Here is a 21,850-nt window from a genome sequence, read left to right on the forward strand (position 1 = left end):
GCGACGGTCCCCATGCCACCGGGTCCGTGGGTCGCGTGGACATCCGGTTCAGGAATCGTCTCAAGCGGGAGCACCGGCGACGAGCCAGGCATGGGTGTGTCGATCTACACGCCGTCGAGCGCTACCGAGGCGGAACAGTGCACGATCGGCTGGCCCGTGATCGGTCAGAACGGATCCGCCGCGGGGACCGTGGGCTACCTCACGGCGGGCCACTGCGTCGGCGCGCAGGGAGCCACGGTGTACATGAAGACGACAGATGGTGAGCAGATCAGCCTCGAACCTTTCGCCGCCGCCGTCAACTCGCCTGTCGGCGATGGGACACGGAACGCCGACGGAACCGCCGCAGACGCGGGCATCATCTATCTCCCGCCCGCGATCCAACACGCAGGCGAGTTCCGGGGAACTGTCGCGCCCGGGATCGGCATCGTCGGCGGACTCTCTGTGTCGCAGGTCCGCGCGCTCGGCGACGGCACCCCCGTATGCATGATGGGAGGGCACGTCGGTCTCGTGTGCGGAACTCTCACCGACACGACCGCAAGCGATTTCGGCGTCCATCTCCCTGCGGTTCACGGCGATTCGGGGTCGGGAGTCTTCGTCGTCGACCCGGCGGGTCACGCCTACGCGATCGGGTTGCTCTCCAGCGGCGATACCGTCGAGGACAATCGGGCCACCTACCTCGCGCCGATTCTCGACCGCTGGTCGCTGAACCTCGGCCTCTCGTGAAGCGGCCTATTGCACCGCGCCACCGCCGTCTGTGTGCGCCGGCAACACGCCAGCCGGAACGGTGCTCGCGATCAGCGGCTTCTGCCCTCCCACAAGAGGGCTCGCCGCCGCTGTAGTGCCACCGGAGCCCGTCGCACTAACGGTTCGCGCCGTCCCTGTGTCACTGCCAGTGACCCCGGTGAGAAAGCCTTCCAAGACTGCGCACACCGCGTCGGTGCTATCGCAAAGCTGTGTGACGCGGGTCTGCGCGTTGCCCATCGCTGTGCCGAACGCGTCGACGGTCCCCTTGTAGATTGGAGCGATGGTCCCCGTGTCCGGACTGGTGGCGGCGGTCCGTACCGCGGCGATTGCCGCCTCCGGGGAAGTTGCGCGGAGCTGTTGCGAGATCTGACGCATCTTCGCGATCGTCTGCTGGAAGCCGTCGCGGTCTCGAATCGTGACCGGTTGGTCAGTACTCATTCTCGTTGTCTCCGTTCGGTGTCAGGTTCATCGCGTCACAGCGCTCGGGTCCATGTCCCCGCCGCCCACGCTGGGCACGCTGCCACCCGCGGTGCTGCTGCCCGCCCCGGTGTTCGTGCTGGCGGCGGAGCCGACGGGTGTCGCGCCGCCGGAGGGCACGCCGGGCTGGCCGCTGCTGGTGACGGGGGTGGGCTGCTGTTGCTGGCCGGGGGTGGTGGACCCGCCGCCCGATCCGCCTGCGCCGGTCCCGGCGCCGCCGGTGCCCGATCCGGAACCGCCGGTGCCCGATCCCCCACTGCCGCCGGATCCACTGGAGCCGCCGCCCGGTGCAGCGCCGCCGCCCGCACCGGTGCCGGTGTGGCCGGGTGTCGCGCCGCCGTTCTGCGGCAGGCCGGACTGGTCACCGCCGGGGACGCCGTACTGCACGCCCGCGGTGGGCCCGGACGTCGGGGCGGTACCGGCCGCGGCCGCCGCACCCGCCGCCTCCGACGGGTTGTTCAGGTGGAAGAACCCGCCGCTGTCGCCGAGGTTCTGCGGCACCTGGTCGCCGGAGACCACGCTGTACGTCTGGAGGTCGTAGTACTTGTCGTTGCCGAGGAACAGGTAGTCCTTCCCGCCCGCGACGAGCAGGTCGCCCGCCTTGGCCTGGTCGGGTGCGACCTGCTGGCCCGGGTCCTGGCCGGGCACCGGCGGGGTGATCCCGGCCTTCTGGCACGCCTCCGCCAGCGACAGCGGATGGTTCGGGTCGGCGCCCGCCAACTCCTGCCCGAGCTTGCTCAGCTGCGCGTTCGGCATCGTGACCTTCGTGCCCTTGAAGTCGACCGGCGGGTTCGCCGCCGCAGCCGCGGCCGTACCGGGCTTGTGGTCGGTGGCCTGCTGCACCGAGCCGGGCGAGCCGATGTGCGTCGCCGCCACCGCCGGGGTCGCCGTCGCGTCGCCGGTCGGCGCCGCCTGGCCCGGCTTCTGCCCCGTCACGGTGTCCGTCGACGTCGTGGGCGGGGTGTCGACCTTCGCCGCGGTCTGATCCGGCTTGGTGTTCTGCGAGTTCAGCTTCTTCAGCTGCTTCGCCAGATCCGAGTCGCCGTTGTCCGTGTTCGACTTCGGTGTGCTCGGTGTCGGCGTCGAGGTCTGCGGGGTCGACGTCTGCGGCGTGGACGACCCGCCACCCAGACTCGGCATGCTCGGCATCGACATGCCGCTGCCCGTCGATGGGGTGGAGGAGGGTGTGGAGCTGCCCAGCGCCTTGAGCAGATCCGACGGGGACAGACTGCTGTTCGGGTCCGTCTTCTGTGTCGGCGTCTGCGACGTCGGGGTCTGGGTGGTCGGGGTGCTCGACGAAGGTGTGAACGACGACGGCGTCGGGGCGAACGTCGATTCCGGGGTAGACGGTGTTGATGGTGTCGGCGTCGACGGAATGGTCGGCGTGTTAGGTGTGCTCGCGCCGAGTGCCGCCGAGGTAGACGGCTTGTACGCAGCCCCCAAAGCGCTGTTCGCGGTCTCGATCGCGCTCTGTCCGGCGCTCACCGCAGTGGTCAGTCTCCTCCCCTCGTCAGTGCTGTTGATCGCGCCTTGGTCGGCGAGTTGCTTCCGCACGTTCGCGTTCAGGGTTGTGAGCGCCCTGTAACATGCAGCTGCTCCGCCCGAGGACGCCATGAGCTGGTCCGTCGCCGCAGCGGGCTGCATGCCGGTGACCGCGCTGATATACGCGGATAGCCGCTGCATCTGTTCGGCGACCTTCTGTTCGCCGGACGCGTCGGCGGCGGTCTGTAGTTGACCGGCGAGATCCGCCACGGCCTTGATATACGCGGCGGTCGTCGTAGTCGCGTCTTGATCAGCGATGTCGAGCGGGTCCGGCGGATTCTGATTCCAGACCGAGCCGGTCGGGCCGTCCTCGAACGCGAAAATCTGCGAATTGACCGCGTCGAGCTTGCTGTCGAGATCGGTTACGCCGCTGATGTCCTTCGCCGTTCCGGGCAGGATCTGAGTGCTCGTTCCGTCCGGCTGGTCCCACTGACCGGGCGGTTTCGCTGGTGCGCTCGGCTTCGGCTTCCCGTCGAATAGCGCCCACTCGCCCACTCCTGCTGCCGCACCGATAATCGCCCCACCGATCGCACCGACCGGTACCGTGACGGCGTCAAGCACGCCGACTCCGCCGACTGCTCCGACGCCCGCTCCGATCGCTGCTCCACCGCCGGTGTTCGCGGCCACATCGCCCCAGAACCCCATCAGTGCTCTCCCTCTCCGGCTCGCTCTTCCAGATACAAGCCGACCATCGCGTCGAAGCCCTGCGAGGTGGTGTACGTGCGCTTTTGGGCGTCGTACCGCTCTCCCCGTTCCGCGAGCAGGCGGCCCATGGTGGCCGGGTGGATGCCGCTGGGGGCAATCTTCTTGCGCGCACCGTTGGCCTCGAAGGTCGTGATCAGTGCGGCGATCAACGCCTCCGCTTCTTCTTTGGTCTCCGGCCGTCGGACCGCGGCCATCTCGGCGGGGATCGTCGCCTCATGCCAAGCAGCAAACGCGGACGCCACCGTGTGGATGTACAGCTGCGTCTCGCGCGTCGCATCGGAGAAGGTGGTCATCACTGCACCTCACTCAGCGCGTATCGACGCAGCTGCTCGATCAGACCGCTCCGGCTGCCAGCCGCTTCCGCGAGATCGGCTGTGCACGCAGCACACGTCGGCCCACCACCGTTCGTTTCGAGCACCGCCGACGCCACCCGCCAGAGCAGCGCAGTCGCCTCGTCAGCGGTCAGCCCACAGCGAACGCAGTGGGCTTCTCCTGCACCGAGAATCGCGCTTGTCATTTTCTGCACTCCCATCTCCGCAGTCATCGCGAGTCGAGTGTACGACCAATCCGGATTTTGACCAGCATCGAAAAGCCCTGTGCGGGAATTAATGTCATGGAACCGACACCACGGTCCGTATCGAAATCCGCGGTACGCTCAACACTCATGACGAGTCAACCTGACACCTCTCGGCGCGGCCGGCCCCCCGCCCTGACGCCGAGCGCCGCGGCTGCATTGGTAGCGATGCACCGAAAAGGCTGGAGCATCACTGATTTGACCCATTCCTGGGGCGTGTCGGCCAGCACCGTACGTCGCATCATCGCGACGCATCCCGCCGTGATACGGACGCCTTCCGCAACGGCCGATTCGGCGCCGATCCTGTAGCGATACAGATGGTCTCGATCACTGCCCCGGCTGACACTGCCCGTATGCACACCTATGTGCGCGCCTACGTGCGGAGATGATGCATGGCCGTCGCGATACGAAATGCGATACGGAGGCCGATACGGATCGAGATACGGAGTCCGACACGAACATACGGAACGCGATACGGTGGCCGATACGAACCGCGATACGGACCGACATATGATCCGTGATCTCAGCGTCTTTGTACCGCACCGGATCCCGGGCCGCTCGAGCATTCCTCATTTCTGTGCCACACTGGCGGCATCACATCATCCCGAAGCAGGGGGTTCCGATGCCAGATCATGCGGTCCGCGATTACGACGCCTTCTTCGCGCACACCGCGAACATCCGAGCCAAGGCGCAGGCACTGCGCAACGAGGCTCAGAAGCGCAGGGCCGCAGTGCTTGAGGCTCTGCATCGCGAGACCACATGCTTCACGCGCGACGGAAGCGTGGCTCCGATCTACCAGGGGACCGTCGATGCGATGACCGCTGTCTGGGACCGCGTCGGCATCGACATGGAGACCGCATCCGCGTCCGCGGAGTCGTTCGCAGATCAACTCGACGCGTGGGCCAAGGCGAATCGTGGGATCGATCAGCACACCGCAGCGACGATGCTCGGGAGCGGAGAACCCGGTTCGCAGCAGGAACGACTCGACGCGGACCCCAACGGCGACAACCGGGTCGAGGTGACGTCGACCCGCCGGGTCGGTAAGCACTGACCCGTCTGAGTTCCAGTACGACGACGACAACGTCGGGCTTCACGGCGGCCGATCGCGAGACTCACCTGCTTCCGGGTTGGCCACCGTCAAGCCCCCAGTAGGACGTGACCATGACTGCCCTGCACGGCGGTCGACGTGGTCACCCGGGTATGCGCGTGGCGACCGGCCCGGAGCATATATTCGATTCATCACCTGAGTCGTACACCGAACGATCGACAAGCGGGCCTTAGGCGGCCTTAGGCGGGGTGTCCGGCGATGCCTCCATCGCCCGGGGGCCGGGCATGGTCAGTGGCCGCCGCGGTGACCAGGAAGTGCACGAGCGACTCCCTAATGCATCCGATCTGCGTCGGTTTCGTATATCAACGCTACGTACAGCCCTGCGCGAGGCGCGATCCACGTCCCGGCGCAGCGCTGCCTCTCTGTGTGCCAGAGGTGATTCGGCGGTGGTCTAGGCTGACGCGCACACTGGACTGGGAGGGGCACCCGTGCGATCTGGACAGGCACACGAGGCACAGGCGCGCCCGCTGACCCGCGCCGAGCTACTGCAGTTCGTCTGGCGGACCCGCTACCGGGGCGGACGTGCATCGGGACATCCCGATCACACCCGATTGGTCGCCGCACGGTTCACAGTCGAGGCCCGGATGTCGGAGCGCGACGCCAACGGATACCTGAAGCGCCGCGCGAGCGACTTCGGCGTCGACGCCGACCTGTACGCGCTGATCCTCAGCGACGTGGCGAAGGTTCCCCGGAAGCGAACGCTGATGGCCGCCGATTGGGAGCTGGGAATGAGCGTCGGACTCGCCAACCAGCTCCAGCGTCGCAGCGAGTACCCGGTCATCGACAAGGTTCTCGGCGAGATCGACGCTGCAAGGCTGCTGCCGCCCCCACCGGTCGAGGTGCCCGCAGTCAGGCGAGCCGACAGGCCACTGGACGTCGCGGTGGACTTCGACGCCGGAAGGTTCACGGTGACTGATGCGGGCACGGAAACCACGTATGTGCTGACCGACGAGATGGATGGGGCGCAGGCATCACGGGACGGCGTGGAACGCCACGCCACCGGCACTGAACAAGCGGACCTGGCCGCAATATTCGGCGCGGCACTGGGCCGGCCCTGCGACCCGCACGACTGGTTCGAGATGCGCTTTGACCCCACCGACGTCGGTGACCATCCGCGCTGGGGAAACTACTGTAGGCGACTGACGTTCCACTACGTCGGCGCGTGGGTCGAGGACGGCTTCGGCTTCATCCGGTACACCTACGACGACGAGAAAATGATGCAGGTCCATGGAGTCGAGCCGAGCGGGGACACGACGTTCCTCGGTGGCATCGTTAACCGTCGTCGACTGGACGGCCTGGTCGACGACCTCGCCACCGACCTGGAGCACGCGGTCAAGGAGGGATTCATCCCGTACGGCAACTGGCTGGTGCGGGCTGTCCCTGGTCGCGAGCAGTCTGTTCAGATGGAGGCGAGGATGCGCGCCGACTACGAGAAGCCGCCGCGGTGGACCCCGAACCTCGCGTGACTTATGAGGTCCGCGACTTCGGAACCGATCCTGCACCCGGTGCGTCCAATTGATGGAGCGACGAACAGGATCACGACCTCGAAGGCGTGCCGGCCCTGCCGCCCGACGTGGAAGCGCTGCTGACCCGGGAACGGGCGTGGTGGCGGCTGCTGCGGGGGACCGGGGTGGCGAGCGGAGAGCAGATCGCGCGACGGGTGCGGGGTGACTAGGCGCACCTGGCGGTGCTGGGACAGGGCCTCCTCGATCTCCCGCCAGCGCGGCTACATGGCACAGAATTAGGCGGAGGTCCATCCGTTCGGGGGACGAAGAACCGGAACGGATCGGATGGGGCGTCGGGCGGCTCGCCGGATTCGCTGCGCGACGTCGTCGCAGACCGTACTGTCGCCGGTCGTGAGGAAACTCGTCTACGCGGCCGCCACAGCGGCGATGATGGCCGGAACGGCGGTGCTCCCAGCGACAGCTGAGGCCACCCCGCTGGCAATCACCTACGCGCACGACTGCGGCCAGGAGCTTCTGCGACCGACGAGATTGGTGCTCACGTGTGCCGACGCCGGCAGTGTGGTCGTCGGAATCACCTGGTCCTTCTGGAACACCGAAGCCGCCGTCGGGCACGGCACCTGGATCCGGAATCCGTGCCAGCCGTACTGCGCTGTGGACCCTCAATCGACCTGGCCGGGCACATCGGTGAGGGTCGCGCTGTCCGATAAGCAAGGCAACGAGTTTGAGGACATGGTGCTCAGCGATGCGTCCGGCCATGCGATCGTCTGGCCGTTCCTGACCTGACGCTGCCGTCGAGGTCGGGGTGGACCGGATACGCGACGGTGGAGGACGTCGGTGCGGTAGAACCGTCCGGTGAAGCTCCGATTCGCCGTTCTGGTCGTCCTGCTGGCTGCCGGCTCTCTCACTGGCGCATGCGGGTCCAGCAGCTCCCCGACGGCGTCGCCGACATCGCAATCCGAGGTGCCTCAGCCAGCGAAGCCGGGATGCGCTCACAACTGGCAGTTCGACGTTCCCGACCAGGACCGCGCGACATACGCGAAGTACGCAGCCCGGGTCGCGCAGGACGTCACTGTCTACAACACCGCGGTGGAAGGCGGCGCCGACCTCACCGACGCCGCCGACACCCTCGCCACCGACACCGGCGGCGGAGACACCCTCGGCCTGGTGCAGGACATCCCATTCATCGGCTGCTACTCGCTGACGATCCGCGACGCCGCGCGCACCACCCAGTCGACGTTCTCCGACGCCGCCGACTCGGACGACCTGACCGCGCCTGGCGGCCGGGCGGACTTCGCCGCGAAGTACCTGGCGTTCCGGAACGCGATCAACGCCTATGCTGCGCAGTTCGACGGCGTGCAGCTGACGAAGAAGCTCAGGGACTAGGAATGAGACGAGCATGCCCGTGACCGACCTCGCAGTGCGCCGACGCCGGCGACGTACGTGGCTTTGGGTCTTGATCGGCCTCCTCGTCGTGTTCTTCGGCGCCGGCGTGCTCGGGAACCTGCTTCCATCGAAGGCTAAGCCAACGGGCACGTCAGCCTCGACCGACGCTGCTCCCCCGACGAGCTCGACGGCGCCTTCCACCTCGTCGACGAACTCGTCGACCGGGTCGGCGCACCCGCGCCCCGACTCCGTCCTGAGGACCGCGGCGGCTCCGGCATCCACAGCTGGGCGCTACGGACCGGCGAAGGCGGTCACCGAGGCGGACGCGGCCACGGCGACGGTCGCGCTGAACAGCATCACCTGGGAGCCGCAGGACTGCGCCGGGGCGCTGCCGTGCCTCGTCGTCGAGGTCACGATCCGCGGCACCGGCAGCAAGCCGTTCGCCTACTCGGAGAGCGCGGTGACCGCGGCGTACCCGGACCAGGACGACAGCGTGCACGGCGGTGACCCGACTGTCGACTACACCGCGATCGGAAAGATGCCGCCGCTGCGGATCGGCACGGTCATTCCGGGGCGGACGGTGCACGGCTACGTCGCGGTCCCGCTCGGGTCGAGGGAGCCTGAGTACACGGTGCAGGTGGCCGACCCGGGCGACCCGACGCGGGTGCTGGCGAGCTGGGACGTGCGGCTGTAGGGCGGACCCGGTGCCGCGGAACAGCGCACGCCTTAACGTGTTCCCGTGGTAGACGACTATGCAGCGCGTGTCCGTGGCGCTACCGACGTGCTGGGGAAGCTCTTCAATGATCTCGTCGCGCAGCTCGACGTCGAACAGGGAACGGGTTTCGATTGGTGGGTTGGCGAAGCGGACTGGAAGACGCGGGTGTTGATAGCCGACTACCTGGTGCAGTCCGTCCACGGGACGTCCGCGTCGCTGTGCTCGGCGGCGCTGGCCGCTCGTGAGCACGCCCAGGTGCGGTACTCGCGACAAGTCCGGGTGAAGGGCGCAATCGAATCCCTGCGCCGGCGTTCGGTGCGTGCGTCTGCGGAGGAGTTCGCACGGGCGGTATTCGACGCACCCGGCGACAGGGAGAGGGACCTACGTGCTGCGACCTCGGCGGAGCACGCGTTGTTCCACCTTGCGCAGGCGTTCGACCGGCTGGCCGCTGTGTTGGTCATCGTCGGAGGATTCCGAGTTGCGAACGTCGAGACGGTGGATTGGAAGGTCGTCCCGAAGCTCTTGAGTGAGTTCGGCGCGTCGGAGCCGCCCAATAAGCCTCGTACCGAGCCGGGCGGCTCCCCGGGACGCGCGCTCCAGGTCGATCTACTTGAGCCCCTCACGCGGCTAGGCGACTACGGACCACCCGACTGGCTCAAGTGGCTGCGAGAAACGCGCAACGCGATGACGCACCGACCGCCAGGGACGCAATGGGGAATCCTGCTGAAGGACCGAACCATTGTGCACCCGTTGTTTCAGCAGCCGAAGTGGAGCACGGTGCAGACGATGGTGTACGCGGCGCGGCCCGGTCTGAACGGCGCGCTGCTGCAGGAGGACAGTGTGCGCACGATCGATGGGTTGTGCGACAGCACCGTGGAATTGATCCGCGACCTGACATCGGCTGCCGCGTCGTGTTGGGAGCGGCGCCGCTCGGAGCCGACGCTGATCGCACAGGACGGGATGCAGTGGCGTGACGTCGAGCCGGCGAAGGAGCGACTGGAGTTCCGCGGGTTCAACGACGGTCGGATGCTGAACGTGCCACCAGGCGGTGATCTGCACATGAATCCGACCGACGCGCGGCGGCTCGCGGCGGCTCGAATTCCCGACGCTGCGCGCGCGAAGTGGTTCACATAGTCGCCGCGAACCGACGCCGCGGCGGCCAGTAACCCGGTCGCGCCCCCGACCCGTAACCTCTAGCGTCACCCACCGACTCCGCCCAAGTCGCGTCTACCCGGTAAGGGCGCGACCTACCGCGCACGGTGAGGGTGGCTGCCCGTTCGAGCCGGGCCGGAGCCGGAGGACCCACCGCGGCGCGGAGCGATCGGGATCCTCACCTCACCGCGGTCGGTGCGGGTGCGAGATACCGCGTGCCGTCCTCCTGCGCCGCAATGCGACGATCTGGGCGGTGCTGGTGCCGCTGATCACCAGCCCGCACACGATGCCGAGCACATCGTGCGTGACTACGCTGGCAACGATCACCAGCAGGCCGCAGGCGAGCGTGATCGAGAAGAGCGTCAGCGGGCCGCGGTCGGACATGAGTTCACGGTACGACGAACCGGTGTACCCGGCGTATCGCTGTCGGCTTGACATGGGCGGGCATCGGGGTGTCATCGCCGTGTCCACGGCTGCCAGCATCGGTCGGGGCGGGCGTCGAGCCGTGCTGCGGCGGCACGGAGTTCGTCGGTCGACGTGACCGAGTGCTCACTCGACTCGCGGTAGGAGCCGTCCGGCGCCGCGAGTTGATGGTGCACCGACGCCTTCCCGCCCGCGATGTTCCAGTGGGTGGGGAGGGTGATCTGCTCGTTGAAGGTTCCAGCGGCGACGGCGAGGACCAGCGTCTCCAGGTCGGCGGCGGCGTCCTCCCAGGTCTCGTCGCAGGCGTCGCAGCCGCAGTCGGGGTACACGACATGGTGGGTGATGCCGGCGGCAACCTCGACCGCCGGGAAGTCGGTCAACCGCAGCAGCAGCGGCGCGGCATCGACTGATCGGGGTGCGATGGTGAGCGTCTTGATCGTCGTGTGACGGCGACCGGTGTCGTCCGCCGCGACCGGTGTGACCGTGACCGCGTACGTGTCCGCCAGGTGGTCGATCAGCGCGCCGGCGACCGCGTGGAGGGGTTCGAACCGGTCGAGGTTGCTGGTGCGTGAGTAGCTGTCGTTCGGCGGTGAGGCGGCGCCCCACCGGGTGCCGTACTCGATCACCGCCCCGGACTCGTCGCGGTACTCACGTACCGGGATGCTCGGTCGGACGTACAGGCTCACGGTTGCCCACCGTACGGCGGCGAGGCGGCTAATGGCGACAGGTTTCTCGGTGGAGCCACGGGGTTCCCCGCTCACTGGATCGCTTCCCCGCCATCACGGAATCGGACGGCGGCGACCTCGACCGGAGGCCCCACCGCGGCGGCGCGGAGCGGTCGGGTCCTCACGCTAGGCCTGCGGACCGCGTGGCGACGGCCTGAACGCCGACCGCGAACCCTCGCGCGGTGGCGGCTCCCAGCCCGACACCCATTCACCGACGTAGTGTCGCCCGCCGTCGGTCGGCCACAGGTCGAGCTCCACCGCGTAGCCGGGGAGCTCGGCGCTGACCAGCGGGAGAAGCGCGCGCCCCAGCTCGTCGTACCGCGTGCAGACGTCGGCGTCGTCCCAACCGGTCTCCCAGTGGAAGTGCTCGTCGAACAGCTGCTGCCAGTCGTCGAGGCGCGTGACCAGGTCCGCGGAGAGGCCGACGGTATCCGTGCCGATGTTGCCGAAGGACCACAACGGGGAGCTGCCGTAGTCGCTCATGATGCGGATCGTCCGATCCGGCGCGACGCCGTAGTCGCGCACTGCGCCGGTCACGGGTTCGACGGTAGCTGTCGGGTGTCCGGTGCGGGAGCGGCTGCCAGAGGTGATCTGAGGCGTGCAGCGTCGAGGTAGACACTGTCGCGGCTCTTCACAGATGGGTGTCGCGGTCGGGACCGTGAACCGGTTGTACGGGTCGCTGGCCGGTCAGCGACCCTCTCGGGCCGCGAGACGTCGAGAATGCATCCCGGCCCGAACGCGAACTCGATGTCGGGGGTCGCTGTCCTCGGCTTCGAGAACGCGGCGGGTGAGCACCGGGTGCTCGCCGGCCGCGAGGACCTCGCTGATGTAGACCTCGCTGATGTAGGGCCGACGCTGTGCTTCCACTGCTCCTCGGTCAATCCGGTGCGTTGCTCGGCGCTCCGAGCAGCTGGGTGGCCACCGAGCCGAGCACGTACGCGTGCAGGGCGCTGAGAGCCCGTGGACGAACGCTACGGGATCGCGCCGCGACCCGAGTTCTTCAGCGACGACCAACTCGACCCGGAGTACCGCAACCATCGATCCGGTGTGTGGGACCCGCCGGTCGTGATCATCCGAGAGTTGGTCGCCGACGTCGCAGACGCGTTCCCGCGGGGATCGACGGTCCCCCACCGCCCCGAATCGTTCTTCGCAGAGGAGTGGCAGCGGTAGGCACCAACTCGGCGGCGCATGATGTGCCCGGAACATCCACAGTGCGGTGAGGCTTTGATCCTCGTCGTCACGACGCTTGTTGCAACATCTCGTACTCGGCGCCGATCATCTGCTGTGCGGCCGCGAGTTGCTCCTGGCCGGTGACCACGGCGACGTATCGCCCTCGCACCGCTCCGCAGGTGTAGTGGTCCTTGTAGTCGAACGCGCCCCGCGTCGCGACACACACCGAGCCTGGGACGCCGGGAACGCCGCCTGGCACGACCCTGGCAGTCGGCAACGTCGCAGTCAGCAACGCACGCGCACGCTGCGGATCGGCAGCACGGTAAACCGTGTCGGCACCGACCCCGACGAGGTCGACGCCCGCCTGGCTCAGCTTCGCCGAGTCCGTCTTCCAGTCGGCACCGAACTGATGCAGCCAAGCTCGCGAGGAGTAGTACCACGCACCATCCGACGGGTCCGGGATCGTGTACGAGAGGATCCGCTCGTCATCGGACGCCGGCTCGGATACCGACTGTTCGTCGATCGGTGTGTTGTCGAGTCGCTTGATCTGGGCGTCGACCATGCGCGCGGCGAGCGATTTCGTGCTGGTCGCCGCGCCGCCGACGAAGACGTACACGAGGTACGGCCCGTGCTGGACCATCCACGATCCGCCATCCGGGCGAGCCTGGCCGGTGTCCGAATCGACGGCGACAGCGTCGGGATGTCCGGGCAGGCCGTCGCCCGTCAGACTCCCCTGCACCGCCGCGGTTGCCGCCCGGTCCCGACGAAGAGCGGAGGCCACACCTGCCACGTCGGAATCGGACGTGTAGCGGATGACCCCGATGTCGACCGTCCGATGGTCGTTGTCTGCCGTGTCTCCTTCTGAGATCGATGCTCCCCCACCCGGTTTGTCCTTGCGGGCGACGAGGTACCCGCCGTAGAACGTCGGCGCCGCGAGATCGAAGGCGAGTTTGCCCGGCACCATCCAACTGAATGTCGTCGAATCGATCAAGGCCAAGCCTCCGACATTGCTCCCCCGCCCGACATCGGCGACCGCCCAGTTCAATGAGGGGTCGACATCTGCTGGGCTGGTCACCGCTCCTGCGATGATCAGGGACGCCTGCCGCAGCTGGTCAGCTGTGTCGCCGGGAGCGAAGGGCGGGATCTCCCGCGGCTGGGTCGGGTAGTTTCCACCGTCGATCGGCACCGCTGAGGACGCGGCGACCGGGCTGCCTGCTATCGCCGTCGCGCACCCCGTCGACGTGATCAGCGTTGCCGTCACGACCACCGCCGCAGCTGCTCCCGAATGTCGCCACTCGCTCCACCCCATGCCCAACCTCCCGCATGTGCAACGTTGATCGTTTCTGTGTACGACAAACATCATGGACGGCAGGCCTAGGTGGACGACTGGCGATCACCAAACCCATCGACGGTCCCCGACCGGATCAGGCGTGATCGACCGCGCTCGATCCGACGCCGAACGGCTACGGACGTCGACGGTCCCCGACGTGGGCTCGACAGACACCGCATTCGATCTGGCGTCCGCCCGGGAGAATCAACTTCGATTCGATGCAAGGACCCGGATGCCTAGAATCGGCCGGTGACCACCGCCGATCGCCTCTTGTTCACGCCGCTCCACCGGGCGCTCGGAGCCGATCCGAGCCCCCTCACATTCGCTCTGCTAACACAAGCCGTCGACAACGGGATCCCCGAGACCGCTGACCTCGACTTCAAACAGAACATCGAGCCGGGGAGGGCACTGAAAGACGGAGACCTACCGAAGGATCTCGCGGCGATGGCCAACTCAGGCGGCGGGATGCTGCTGTTCGGTGTCTCAGATTCAGGTTCCACGGCGTCGGGTGTGTCTCCGCTGACGCCAGATCGCGTCACCGATACCTTCGTCCGCGACATCCGCCGAATCGCCTTGAACCAGCTGTCCCCTCCGCTGTTCGATCTCGACGTCGTGCCGATCGTCGAAGGCGAGAACCGCGCGCTGGTCGTGATCGTTCCGAACTCGGCTGAGGCACCCCACTTCATCTTCAAAGACGACTCGTTCAAAGTCCCGTACAGGCACGGGCCCGACACCCAGTGGATGAACGAACGGATGCTCGAGGCCGCGTACCGAGCTCGGTTCGAGCAGTTCCGGACCGACCGGACAGCGTTGGACGAACTCGTGGAGCATGGCTTCGAGGGCAGACCCACTGATGCCCGGGCCTGGCTGGTCGCTGCCTCGAGACCCTCCACACCCAGTACTGGCCGACGGCGCCTGACGAAACGCGAAGCCACCGAAGTGTTCCTCGCCGGACATCAGCACGCGCAGACACTGGCGCCCGCAGGCAACCACCCGTTGGCACGTGTCGACGTCCACAATCCACGTACCGGCTTGCGTAAGTGGCGGGCCAGCCCCCGCCACATGGCGCCGTCAGTCGGACACCAGGACTGTCAGGCCGAGATTCACAACGACGGGTCCGTCGTCCTCGCCGCCGCGATAGGACAGGAGCGCGTGGGTTCGGACCAGTTCATCCAACCGAACGAGATCACCACGACAGGAGTGGGGGGTGCTCTCGCAGACTTCATCGGTCTCGTCCGCGGTCTGGCTGCGAGGTCTGCGGTGCAGCGAGTCGACGTCGAGGTCCAGGTCCGTTGGCCAAGTGGCACCGATCTCGTCATTCGCGAATGGGAGATCGGACCGATCCAGTACCTGATCGATGCGGATCACGCTTTGCCGATCGCACGATTCGTCCCTGTTCGGACTGAACTCGACATGGCTCCGTGGCTCGACGCTGATGGAGTGCTCGACCAGTACCGCGACCTCGTTGCAGACGTCGTCGAGCAGGGTGGAGTCGCGCGCCTCGAGTGATCACACATACCGTGTTCGGCGACGGTCCCCAGGCCCTCACCACCGCACTAGGATCTCTGCCTCGGCGCCGAACACCGACGCGACGAACGCGCGACCGTCCGCCGACACTGGCGCGTAGAGCGAAATCGAGCCCGGGATCCGTTCCGGATCCGCGAGCAACGCGGCAAGCAAGGCGCGCGCTACTCCCTGTCGCCGATGGGCGTGATGCGTCCAGACCGGCCCGATCGAGCATGTCGAGACCGCCCTCGTCTCGCCCGTGAACCTGATGCCGGCGGGGTCGTCAGCCATCACCGCCGGGCGGGCGAAGTCGGCCGGCCAGGCGCGGAGAAAGCCCACGACGCGGTCGCCAGCGCGGTAGAGGTACGCGCGGTCCGGCACGCCGTCAATCTCCGGCGACGGGAAAGCCGAGGCGCCACCGCTTCCAGCGGGGCGGCTCCACGCGAGCGCTGCGTCGTATGCGGCCTGTCGCAGAGCGCGTTGCGATGTGAGCGCGTCGACGATCGCGATCGCGCCGTCGGGCCACAGTCTGGCCGCCGTGGCCGTCAACTGCGGACCGTACTGCCACACGTCGTGCCGCTCGCGATGCCCACGGCGTGAGGTCGGAGTGTCAGCGAATCCGAATCCGCAATCGGTGCACGTGGTCACGGTCTCATCCTGCACGGCACTACGACATCGCCTGATTGTCGTAACCGATATCGTAACTATCTTCGCAGGTCAGCACCAATGTCGTAGATGTCGCAGGGGGTGCTCCGTTCCAATACGCTATGGGCCTGGACAGGCAGATGTATAGCAGCGCTAAACATCTTCGTGACTTTTTCACTCTTGAGACGACACCCGTCAACGGGCGACCCCCTGCGACATCTACGACATCGGTGCTGACCTGCGAAGATAGTTACGACATTCGTGACGACATCCCGACGACACTGCTACGACATCGCAGTTGCCGGTCCTTCGAACGGAACCCACAGCCCATCAGCCGATTCGGTAGATCCCCTGTCCACGGACGTCGACCTGCTTACGGGAGCACAGCAGGTCGATGGCGGTGCCGATGTAGGGGCCGTGCTTCTTCGAGCTGCGCAGCTTCGGCCGCATGATCGAATCGCCGACCGCCGGGATCTTCTCGAGGACGAACACCGCCGCCGCGTCGACCAACTCCGCCTCAGTCAGCGTCTCGGGCGCACCGGTAGCGGCGTCGAACGACCGGAGCATCCACTCCGCGATCGCCCACCCGGCGGCCATGTGCTTCGCATGCACCGGGTGCACGACAGCGGGGGTCAGGTTCACGACGTCGAGCTGGGCGAAGCACCGCGCGAGTCGAACGGCCCGTCCCACCGCCTTGCCCCACGCCTCCGCCCGCACACCCGGCTGGCGCTTGATACGCTCGACGAGGTCATAATGAGCTGCGATCACCTGGAACGCCTCCGGCGTGAGGCGAAACCGCGGACGCTCGCGCTGTACCGCAGCAAGCAGGTACGTGCGCACCCACTCGCGCGATACCGCGAGCGTATATGCCTCCTTCGCCCGAGGATCGATCGATCGGTCGCGGTCGAGAGTGTCCGGCTCGGATTCGGGGACGAGGACGAATCCCTGGCGGTCGGACCAGCCGTTGGTGGTGATTCGTGATTTCACGCCAGTGGCGGACTTCGGCGCGTACGCCTCCCGCACCGGCTCCGGTTGCACAATCAGAAGGCTGCACAGCGAGGGGTGAGGGACCTCGGTGATGCCTCGGCCGATCCGGTGCGTGGAGATGAACTCCTCGTCATATGCGGAGTTGAACTTGGCGGTCTCCATCGATTTGGTGTCGGTTCGCGTCGCCTGTGTCAGGATCTCGGACGCCTCAGGATGGATGAGGAATCCCCGGCCCCCTTGTCGCTCCAGCAACTCAGTCATCGCCTCCGGGGTGGCGTCGGTGAAGACCGGCTCGACGGAGGGCGGTACCGCGGCGCGGGCGGCATCCGCTATCTCCCGCAACCTGGCAGCTTCATTCTTCAGCGCCTCAGCACTCTGCTCGGGGGACTGGATCGTCGGCTCGCCCCGGACACGTGCCACAGCTGCCTGCGCCACCGCAGCGCGCGCGGATTTTTCTGCGACGACTGCCGCTTCCTCGAGACCCTCGGCCTCGATCACCGCTTCGCGCCGCGCATTGCCGAGTTCCTCGTTGATGGTCGACACCGCCGAGTCAATCGGCGCACGCACCGCTTTGAGGATTGGCGACTTCCGGGTGGACGGCGGCGCGACCACCATGAACCACAATGGTCCAGGCTCCCTCTCCCACCCGTCGGTGACGTAGATGTTCGCCGGGCCGCAGCCCGCGGCGAGGACCGCGAGTTGCATCGGAGCGACCAACTCGACGGGAACTGCGACCGACTCGGCGAGCGCGATGCAGTAGGCACGCAGCGCAGCCGGCAGCGCATCTACTGGAAACGGTCCCGGACCCGCCGTGACGGGCCGGATCATCGGCAGTACCGGCGCGAGCCCGGGCCCGGTGGGGACCGTCGATCCGTTCGGGTGGGGTGCGCCGGGGGCGACGGACGGTAGGCCGTGATCCGGCACGACGGTCCCCTCGCCGACGTTGCCGCCCGACGGGATCGGTTGCGGCGCGGACCCGGTCACGGGGCCGTTCGCCACGGCGTGGGCGGCGCGGGCGCGGGCCATCCACTCCGGCTCCGCCACCGGGGTGCCCGCGACGGGGATGCCGGTGAGGTCGACGCGGGCACCGTTGCCCGCCGCCCCGGTCGACGGGCGCACCGCTGCGGGGGTGGGGCGGCGGTCCGGGTCGATGAGGTACTCGGCGCCGGTGATCCGCACCGGTCCGGGAGCGAACTGGTCCAGCCCGATCAGGCCCGCGTGTCCACCGCCGAGGGTGATGCCGAACGCCGCCGCTGCGGCGCGCAGGTCACCGCCGTGCTGGACCGCGGCGGCGAGCTGGAGCGCGTTGACGGTGGGGTAGTCCCTGCCGGAGCGGAACTGCTCCAGCGCCGGGTAGGCGGTGGACACGGATGCGGAGAAGATCACCGCCACACGCGATCCGTGGGTGTCGGGGCATCCGGCTTCGTGGCAGGTCAGGCTCTTCGGCGTGGACCCGCCGAGGTAGTGCCAGATCCCGCATCCGTTGCTGTCGGTGTCCATCAGCGCGAAGTTCGAGTCGAGTGCGTCGGACCAGGAGATCGAGTCGACCGACCGGTTCAGCTCGTCCTGCCGCTCGGCCGCCTCGCCCTCCAGCGTCGGCTTCGCCGCGGTGACGACGGCGTTGGAAGGGTCGAGCACGCCGTGGATCGGTTCCAGTCCGGGCGGGCCGGGGACCGTCTCGTCGTAGAGCCACGCCGGGGCGACGCGGATCGCGTCGACGGCGCGGTACCGGTACCCGCCGATCGCGGTGGGCGGCGCGACGGCCAGGGAACGGTCGGAGGCGATCACCTCCAGCTTCCCGCCGTTCGGCAGGGTGTACTCGTGCCGCGCGTGCAGGTAGGGCGTGCCGGGCGGTACGGCGAGCCACACGTGCCCTCCGCCGTGGTGGTCCGCCGCCGGGTTCTGCGATCCGGCCGTTTCGATGCTGATGGGGTATCCGGCTTCGGCGAGCGCGCGACGGGACTTCGCGTCGTCGCAGTCCAGCACGATCAGATTCGACTTGCCGGGGATCACACCCAGCCCGCCGCCGCGCTCGACGTGGGCGACGGCCCGATCGGCGTCGATGCTCGGCTCGAGCTGCCAGTCCTTGCGTCGCGGGCTCTTCTCGCCAGCGGGCAGCGGGAGCACGTGCATCCCGTACGTGTAAAGCACCGTGATGTCGGGGGTACCGGCTACACTCATAAGTGGACCTCGATTGTTCTCGCCGAACGTCGGTTTCAAGAAGCGCCGGGCTGTGGCAGGCCCGGCGCTTCGCGTATCTATCGACCCGTCACGCGATGCTCGGCATCGGTTCGATACTCAGAAGCTCACGCAGCGGCGCTGTCGGCACCACCACTCGTGCTCCCATCCGAACCACGGGCACCGGGAATGCTCCTGCCGCGACGGAGCGGCTAGCGGTCGATACGGACACACCGAGGGCTACCGCGGCGGTTATCAGGTTGACAGCAGGAAGCGTCTGGATCGCTACCACCGCCTCGGCCGGTGTCGGAGCGCCACTCATACCTCCCCCTTCAGGAGTAGAATTCAGGAACTACTGATTAGCTTATGATCTATTGCACTCAGGCGCAAGTGGTGCATACTATTGAAAATGTGGCAGACGACTTCGGTACCGCTTTCGGTACACGCGTGCGTGAGTTGCGCGAACAAGCAGGGATCACACAGGATCAACTCGCAAGGGCAATCGGGCGCACAGGGGTCGGTGTCACCTGGACACGAGCGCGGGTCGCCCAGGTCGAGTCGGGCTCGGGCATACCGGATCTCGGAGCCATTCACGCCGTCGCGCTCGCCATCAGTCAGCTGTCCAGCACTCCGGTCCATCTGGCAGACCTGCTACCTGATACCAACACGTCCGAAGTCGTGCAGCTGTGGCGCGACGCTCTTACCGGCGCGCCGGTTCGAGGTCCAATGATCGGCCAAGTAGCAGACTCGCGTCTTGCGCCGGGCTGGGGAGCGGTCGAAGACAAGGTCGCCGCACACTTTGGTCCGGGCACCGAGGCTTTCGTCCTCAGCGCGGCCCACCGCCTGTACGGCGGGCGGAGTGGGAGCCAGGAGCGAGACCACCGAGCCGGCCCTGGTGCGACACCGCAGCGGCGCGGCCACGCCTCCCGCGCGATCATCAGCGAGTTGGTCGATGCCACACAACGAGAGATCGACGAGACCGCCGCTCAAGACGCAACGTTCGAGACCGAACTTCGCCATGGCTAGGCCGAAGCTGGAGATCGGCACTTACGGTGAGATCGCAGTGAAGGAGGAGTCGCCGGGCTCGTGGCGGGCTACCGCGCGCTATCGCGACCTGGACGGCACGACACGGCTCGTGAAGGCCTATGGGCAGAGCGAGAGCAAGGCGAAAGCAGCGCTGAAGTCGAAGCTGAAGAAGCGGCGCCGCGGCCCCGGCGGTGTCGACGCCGAGCTGACGCCAGACAGCACGGTCGCCGAGCTGCTCAAACACTGGCTCAGCGTCTGCGAGTCCGAGTATGCGGCCGCTGTGCGGGCAGGTGGCCACCCGGTCAAAAGCGAGGGCACCATCTTCCACTACCGCCGCTGCGCTGAGAAGGTAGTGATCCCCGCACTCGGCGAGAACACGCTGCGCGAGTTGTCGACTCCGCGTGTGGATCGGTTCCTCCGCGAGCTGGAGGGCAACGTGAAGATGGCACGCACTGTGCTCTCGCAGGCATGCACCTTTGCGATCCGATACGGCGCGATGGAGTATTCCCCCGTGCTCGCTGCGTTCAAGCCCCCGCGGTCGACCCGCAGGCCGCGGGCGTTGACGCCGGACGAGGCTGTGTTGATCCGGGACCGAATAGTCGCGTGGCAGAGGGCGAAGCACCACGGCCCGCGGCGCGGATCGGACCGCCTGGAGTTGTTCGACCTGCTCTTGGCGACAGGCTGCCGGATCGGTGAAGTACTCGCATTGGACTGGTCTGACGTGCACGGCCTCGACGATGGTGGTCCGGTGACGCTGCGCGTCGGATGGCATCTCGATTTCAAGAATCGGCGCGTGCCGCTTCGGAAGGGCAACGCCGACCCGATCACGCTGACGGTCGCGTCTCTGGGCGTCGACGCCCTGCGGAGACAGCGCGCGCGGGGATTGCCATGGGACCTGGTCTTCCCGTCTTCGGTGGGGACCCCGCAGCAGGAGTCGAACGTCTACCGGAATTGGCGAGCGGCGCGTGGCGAGGACCTCGACTGGATCAAGACCCACACTCTGCGCAAGACCGTCGTCACCGCGGTAGAACGCCGCTTGGGGCTGGAGGCGGCGGCGCGGCAGGCCGGCCATGCGTCGACGGAGGTGACACGGATGCACTACGTCGAGCGGAACCAGATCGTGCCTGACCACACGGCGGCCTTGGATGAGTTTTCGTTACGTTTTCGTTCCGTTGGGACTGAGGGAACAGAAAAGGCCGGGTAGATTACCCGGCCTGACCTGCAATAACACTGCTCCCCCAACTGGACTCGAACCAGTAACCCTTCGATTAACAGTCGAATGCTCTGCCAATTGAGCTATGGGGGATCAACCGAGAAAGAACTGTAGCGCATCGCCTCTCAGGGAGACCAATCGGCAGGTCAGAGGGCCTTTCCGATGGTCTCCCCGAGAGCGTCACGCTATCCCGTGCAGGTGGTGCCTGGCGAGCAGACCTTGCCGCCGCCCGACCCGGAACCGCCACCCGAGCCGCCAGAACCGCCCGAGCCGAAGCCGCTACCCGACCCGGAACCGCCGCCCGACCCGAAGCCGCCACCCGAGCCATGACCGCCCACTGCGGGCTGCTGGGTCACCTCGGGGGCCTGCGTCGGCGCAGCGGGAGCCTGAGTGACCGCGGGGGCGACCTGCGTCGCCGTGGGCTGTGCGGCTCCACCGCCCGGCGTCACGCCGCCACCGCCGTGGTGGTCACCACCCGAGCCGCCAGAACCGCCCGAGCCACCCTGCGGGGCGACGGTGGTCTCAGGCGCCTGGGTCTGCACCGGAGCCTGAGTGTTCTCCGGCGCCTGCGTGTGGACGGGCGCCTGCGTCGGAGCCGGTGCCTGCGTCGTCTGCGGCGCCTCGGTCGGGGCGCCCGGCACCGTCGCACCACCGGTGACGTCGCCACCGGTACCGCCGGACGGCCGCTCACCGCCACCGGGCCGCTCACCGCCGGACGCGCCCGCACCAGCCGTCGGGCCACCCGGCACCGTCACGCCAGCGCTGGCGTGACGGTGCCGGG

General features: G+C 67.5%; 23 protein-coding genes, 1 tRNA gene and 1 pseudogene. 14 read left to right on the plus strand and 11 right to left on the minus strand.

Annotated elements, in window-relative coordinates:
- The first annotated feature begins 90 nt into the window (after window positions 1–90).
- Window positions 91–723 carry a chymotrypsin family serine protease gene (locus ABD908_RS04325; protein ID WP_344991379.1) on the plus strand — a complete coding sequence of 211 codons (633 nt, stop codon included), beginning with the start codon at window positions 91–93 and terminating at the stop codon, window positions 721–723.
- Window positions 724–729: 6 nt separating this feature from the next.
- Here ABD908_RS04325 and ABD908_RS04330 read toward each other — a convergent pair whose 3' ends face one another.
- Entirely contained in the window at window positions 730–1,182 is a 453-nt protein-coding gene (locus ABD908_RS04330) for a hypothetical protein (protein WP_344991382.1), read from the minus strand.
- Window positions 1,183–1,209: 27 nt separating this feature from the next.
- Window positions 1,210–2,361, minus strand: a complete 1,152-nt coding sequence (locus ABD908_RS04335) for a hypothetical protein (RefSeq protein WP_344991385.1) — start codon at window positions 2,359–2,361, stop codon at window positions 1,210–1,212.
- On the opposite strand from ABD908_RS04335, the gene ABD908_RS04340 reads away from it, so the two are divergent.
- On the plus strand, window positions 2,360–2,806 hold the full coding sequence (locus ABD908_RS04340) for a hypothetical protein (RefSeq protein ID WP_344991388.1): 447 nt from the start codon (window positions 2,360–2,362) through the stop codon (window positions 2,804–2,806). The genes ABD908_RS04335 and ABD908_RS04340 overlap by 2 nt on opposite strands.
- Window positions 2,807–3,407: 601 nt before the next feature.
- Here the strand turns inward: ABD908_RS04340 and ABD908_RS04345 are convergent.
- Window positions 3,408–3,761 (minus strand): hypothetical protein, encoded by a 354-nt coding sequence (locus ABD908_RS04345; protein ID WP_344991391.1) that lies wholly within the window; start codon window positions 3,759–3,761, stop codon window positions 3,408–3,410.
- A 371-nt stretch (window positions 3,762–4,132) separates the two neighbouring features.
- On the opposite strand from ABD908_RS04345, the gene ABD908_RS27560 reads away from it, so the two are divergent.
- From ABD908_RS27560 to ABD908_RS04380, 8 genes are all read left to right on the plus strand, one after another.
- Window positions 4,133–4,351 carry a helix-turn-helix domain-containing protein gene (locus ABD908_RS27560; RefSeq protein ID WP_425584340.1) on the plus strand — a complete coding sequence of 73 codons (219 nt, stop codon included), beginning with the start codon at window positions 4,133–4,135 and terminating at the stop codon, window positions 4,349–4,351.
- A 313-nt stretch (window positions 4,352–4,664) separates the two neighbouring features.
- The gene (locus tag ABD908_RS04350; RefSeq protein WP_344991394.1) at window positions 4,665–5,093 is read left to right on the plus strand and encodes a hypothetical protein; all 429 of its coding nucleotides are present in this window, start codon (window positions 4,665–4,667) and stop codon (window positions 5,091–5,093) included.
- A 485-nt stretch (window positions 5,094–5,578) separates the two neighbouring features.
- Window positions 5,579–6,616: a hypothetical protein gene (locus tag ABD908_RS04355; RefSeq protein WP_344991396.1), complete on the plus strand. Its 1,038-nt coding sequence runs from the start codon at window positions 5,579–5,581 to the stop codon at window positions 6,614–6,616.
- Between the two features lie 86 nt (window positions 6,617–6,702).
- Window positions 6,703–6,825, plus strand: coding sequence for a hypothetical protein (locus ABD908_RS04360; RefSeq protein ID WP_344991399.1), 123 nt, complete (start codon window positions 6,703–6,705; stop codon window positions 6,823–6,825).
- A gap of 115 nt (window positions 6,826–6,940) precedes the next feature.
- Complete coding sequence (locus ABD908_RS04365; protein WP_344991402.1) at window positions 6,941–7,399, plus strand: hypothetical protein; 459 nt, start codon at window positions 6,941–6,943, stop codon at window positions 7,397–7,399.
- Window positions 7,400–7,576: 177 nt separating this feature from the next.
- Window positions 7,577–7,999 carry a hypothetical protein gene (locus ABD908_RS04370; protein WP_344991405.1) on the plus strand — a complete coding sequence of 141 codons (423 nt, stop codon included), beginning with the start codon at window positions 7,577–7,579 and terminating at the stop codon, window positions 7,997–7,999.
- A gap of 13 nt (window positions 8,000–8,012) precedes the next feature.
- Entirely contained in the window at window positions 8,013–8,693 is a 681-nt protein-coding gene (locus ABD908_RS04375; protein ID WP_344991407.1) for a hypothetical protein, read from the plus strand.
- A 45-nt stretch (window positions 8,694–8,738) separates the two neighbouring features.
- Window positions 8,739–9,848, plus strand: a complete 1,110-nt coding sequence (locus ABD908_RS04380) for a hypothetical protein (RefSeq protein WP_344991410.1) — start codon at window positions 8,739–8,741, stop codon at window positions 9,846–9,848.
- 201 nt (window positions 9,849–10,049) lie between these two features.
- Here ABD908_RS04380 and ABD908_RS04385 read toward each other — a convergent pair whose 3' ends face one another.
- From ABD908_RS04385 to ABD908_RS04395, 3 genes are all read right to left on the minus strand, one after another.
- Window positions 10,050–10,250 (minus strand): hypothetical protein, encoded by a 201-nt coding sequence (locus tag ABD908_RS04385; protein ID WP_344991413.1) that lies wholly within the window; start codon window positions 10,248–10,250, stop codon window positions 10,050–10,052.
- Window positions 10,251–10,321: 71 nt separating this feature from the next.
- Window positions 10,322–10,975, minus strand: a complete 654-nt coding sequence (locus tag ABD908_RS04390) for a DUF6226 family protein (protein WP_344991415.1) — start codon at window positions 10,973–10,975, stop codon at window positions 10,322–10,324.
- Window positions 10,976–11,140: 165 nt separating this feature from the next.
- The gene (locus ABD908_RS04395; RefSeq protein WP_344991418.1) at window positions 11,141–11,551 is read right to left on the minus strand and encodes a hypothetical protein; all 411 of its coding nucleotides are present in this window, start codon (window positions 11,549–11,551) and stop codon (window positions 11,141–11,143) included.
- Window positions 11,552–11,974: 423 nt separating this feature from the next.
- Here ABD908_RS04395 and ABD908_RS04400 point away from each other — a divergent pair, with 423 nt between their 5' ends.
- Window positions 11,975–12,184 (plus strand): hypothetical protein, encoded by a 210-nt coding sequence (locus ABD908_RS04400; protein ID WP_344991421.1) that lies wholly within the window; start codon window positions 11,975–11,977, stop codon window positions 12,182–12,184.
- A gap of 67 nt (window positions 12,185–12,251) precedes the next feature.
- Here ABD908_RS04400 and ABD908_RS04405 read toward each other — a convergent pair whose 3' ends face one another.
- Window positions 12,252–13,493 (minus strand): DUF7373 family lipoprotein, encoded by a 1,242-nt coding sequence (locus ABD908_RS04405; RefSeq protein ID WP_344991424.1) that lies wholly within the window; start codon window positions 13,491–13,493, stop codon window positions 12,252–12,254.
- Between the two features lie 270 nt (window positions 13,494–13,763).
- On the opposite strand from ABD908_RS04405, the gene ABD908_RS04410 reads away from it, so the two are divergent.
- On the plus strand, window positions 13,764–15,023 hold the full coding sequence (locus tag ABD908_RS04410; protein WP_344991427.1) for an AlbA family DNA-binding domain-containing protein: 1,260 nt from the start codon (window positions 13,764–13,766) through the stop codon (window positions 15,021–15,023).
- 36 nt (window positions 15,024–15,059) lie between these two features.
- Here ABD908_RS04410 and ABD908_RS04415 read toward each other — a convergent pair whose 3' ends face one another.
- Entirely contained in the window at window positions 15,060–15,569 is a 510-nt protein-coding gene (locus ABD908_RS04415) for a GNAT family N-acetyltransferase (protein ID WP_344991430.1), read from the minus strand.
- A gap of 426 nt (window positions 15,570–15,995) precedes the next feature.
- Window positions 15,996–18,833 carry a DUF3987 domain-containing protein gene (locus ABD908_RS04420; protein WP_344991433.1) on the minus strand — a complete coding sequence of 946 codons (2,838 nt, stop codon included), beginning with the start codon at window positions 18,831–18,833 and terminating at the stop codon, window positions 15,996–15,998.
- A gap of 408 nt (window positions 18,834–19,241) precedes the next feature.
- Here ABD908_RS04420 and ABD908_RS04425 point away from each other — a divergent pair, with 408 nt between their 5' ends.
- Both ABD908_RS04425 and ABD908_RS04430 read left to right on the plus strand, forming a co-directional pair.
- The gene (locus ABD908_RS04425; protein ID WP_344991436.1) at window positions 19,242–19,856 is read left to right on the plus strand and encodes a helix-turn-helix domain-containing protein; all 615 of its coding nucleotides are present in this window, start codon (window positions 19,242–19,244) and stop codon (window positions 19,854–19,856) included.
- Complete coding sequence (locus tag ABD908_RS04430; RefSeq protein WP_344991439.1) at window positions 19,849–21,060, plus strand: tyrosine-type recombinase/integrase; 1,212 nt, start codon at window positions 19,849–19,851, stop codon at window positions 21,058–21,060. Before ABD908_RS04425 ends, ABD908_RS04430 begins: the two co-directional genes overlap by 8 nt.
- A gap of 29 nt (window positions 21,061–21,089) precedes the next feature.
- On the opposite strand, the gene ABD908_RS04435 is transcribed toward ABD908_RS04430, so the two are convergent.
- Together ABD908_RS04435 and ABD908_RS04440 are read right to left on the minus strand one after the other, a co-directional pair.
- Window positions 21,090–21,162 (minus strand) — tRNA-Asn (locus tag ABD908_RS04435).
- Window positions 21,163–21,254: 92 nt separating this feature from the next.
- Window positions 21,255–21,850 (minus strand): annotated as a pseudogene (locus ABD908_RS04440) (hypothetical protein); the annotation flags it as partial.

It is taken from the genome of Tsukamurella soli (assembly GCF_039541155.1).
In the GTDB taxonomy this organism is placed as follows: domain Bacteria; phylum Actinomycetota; class Actinomycetes; order Mycobacteriales; family Mycobacteriaceae; genus Tsukamurella; species Tsukamurella soli.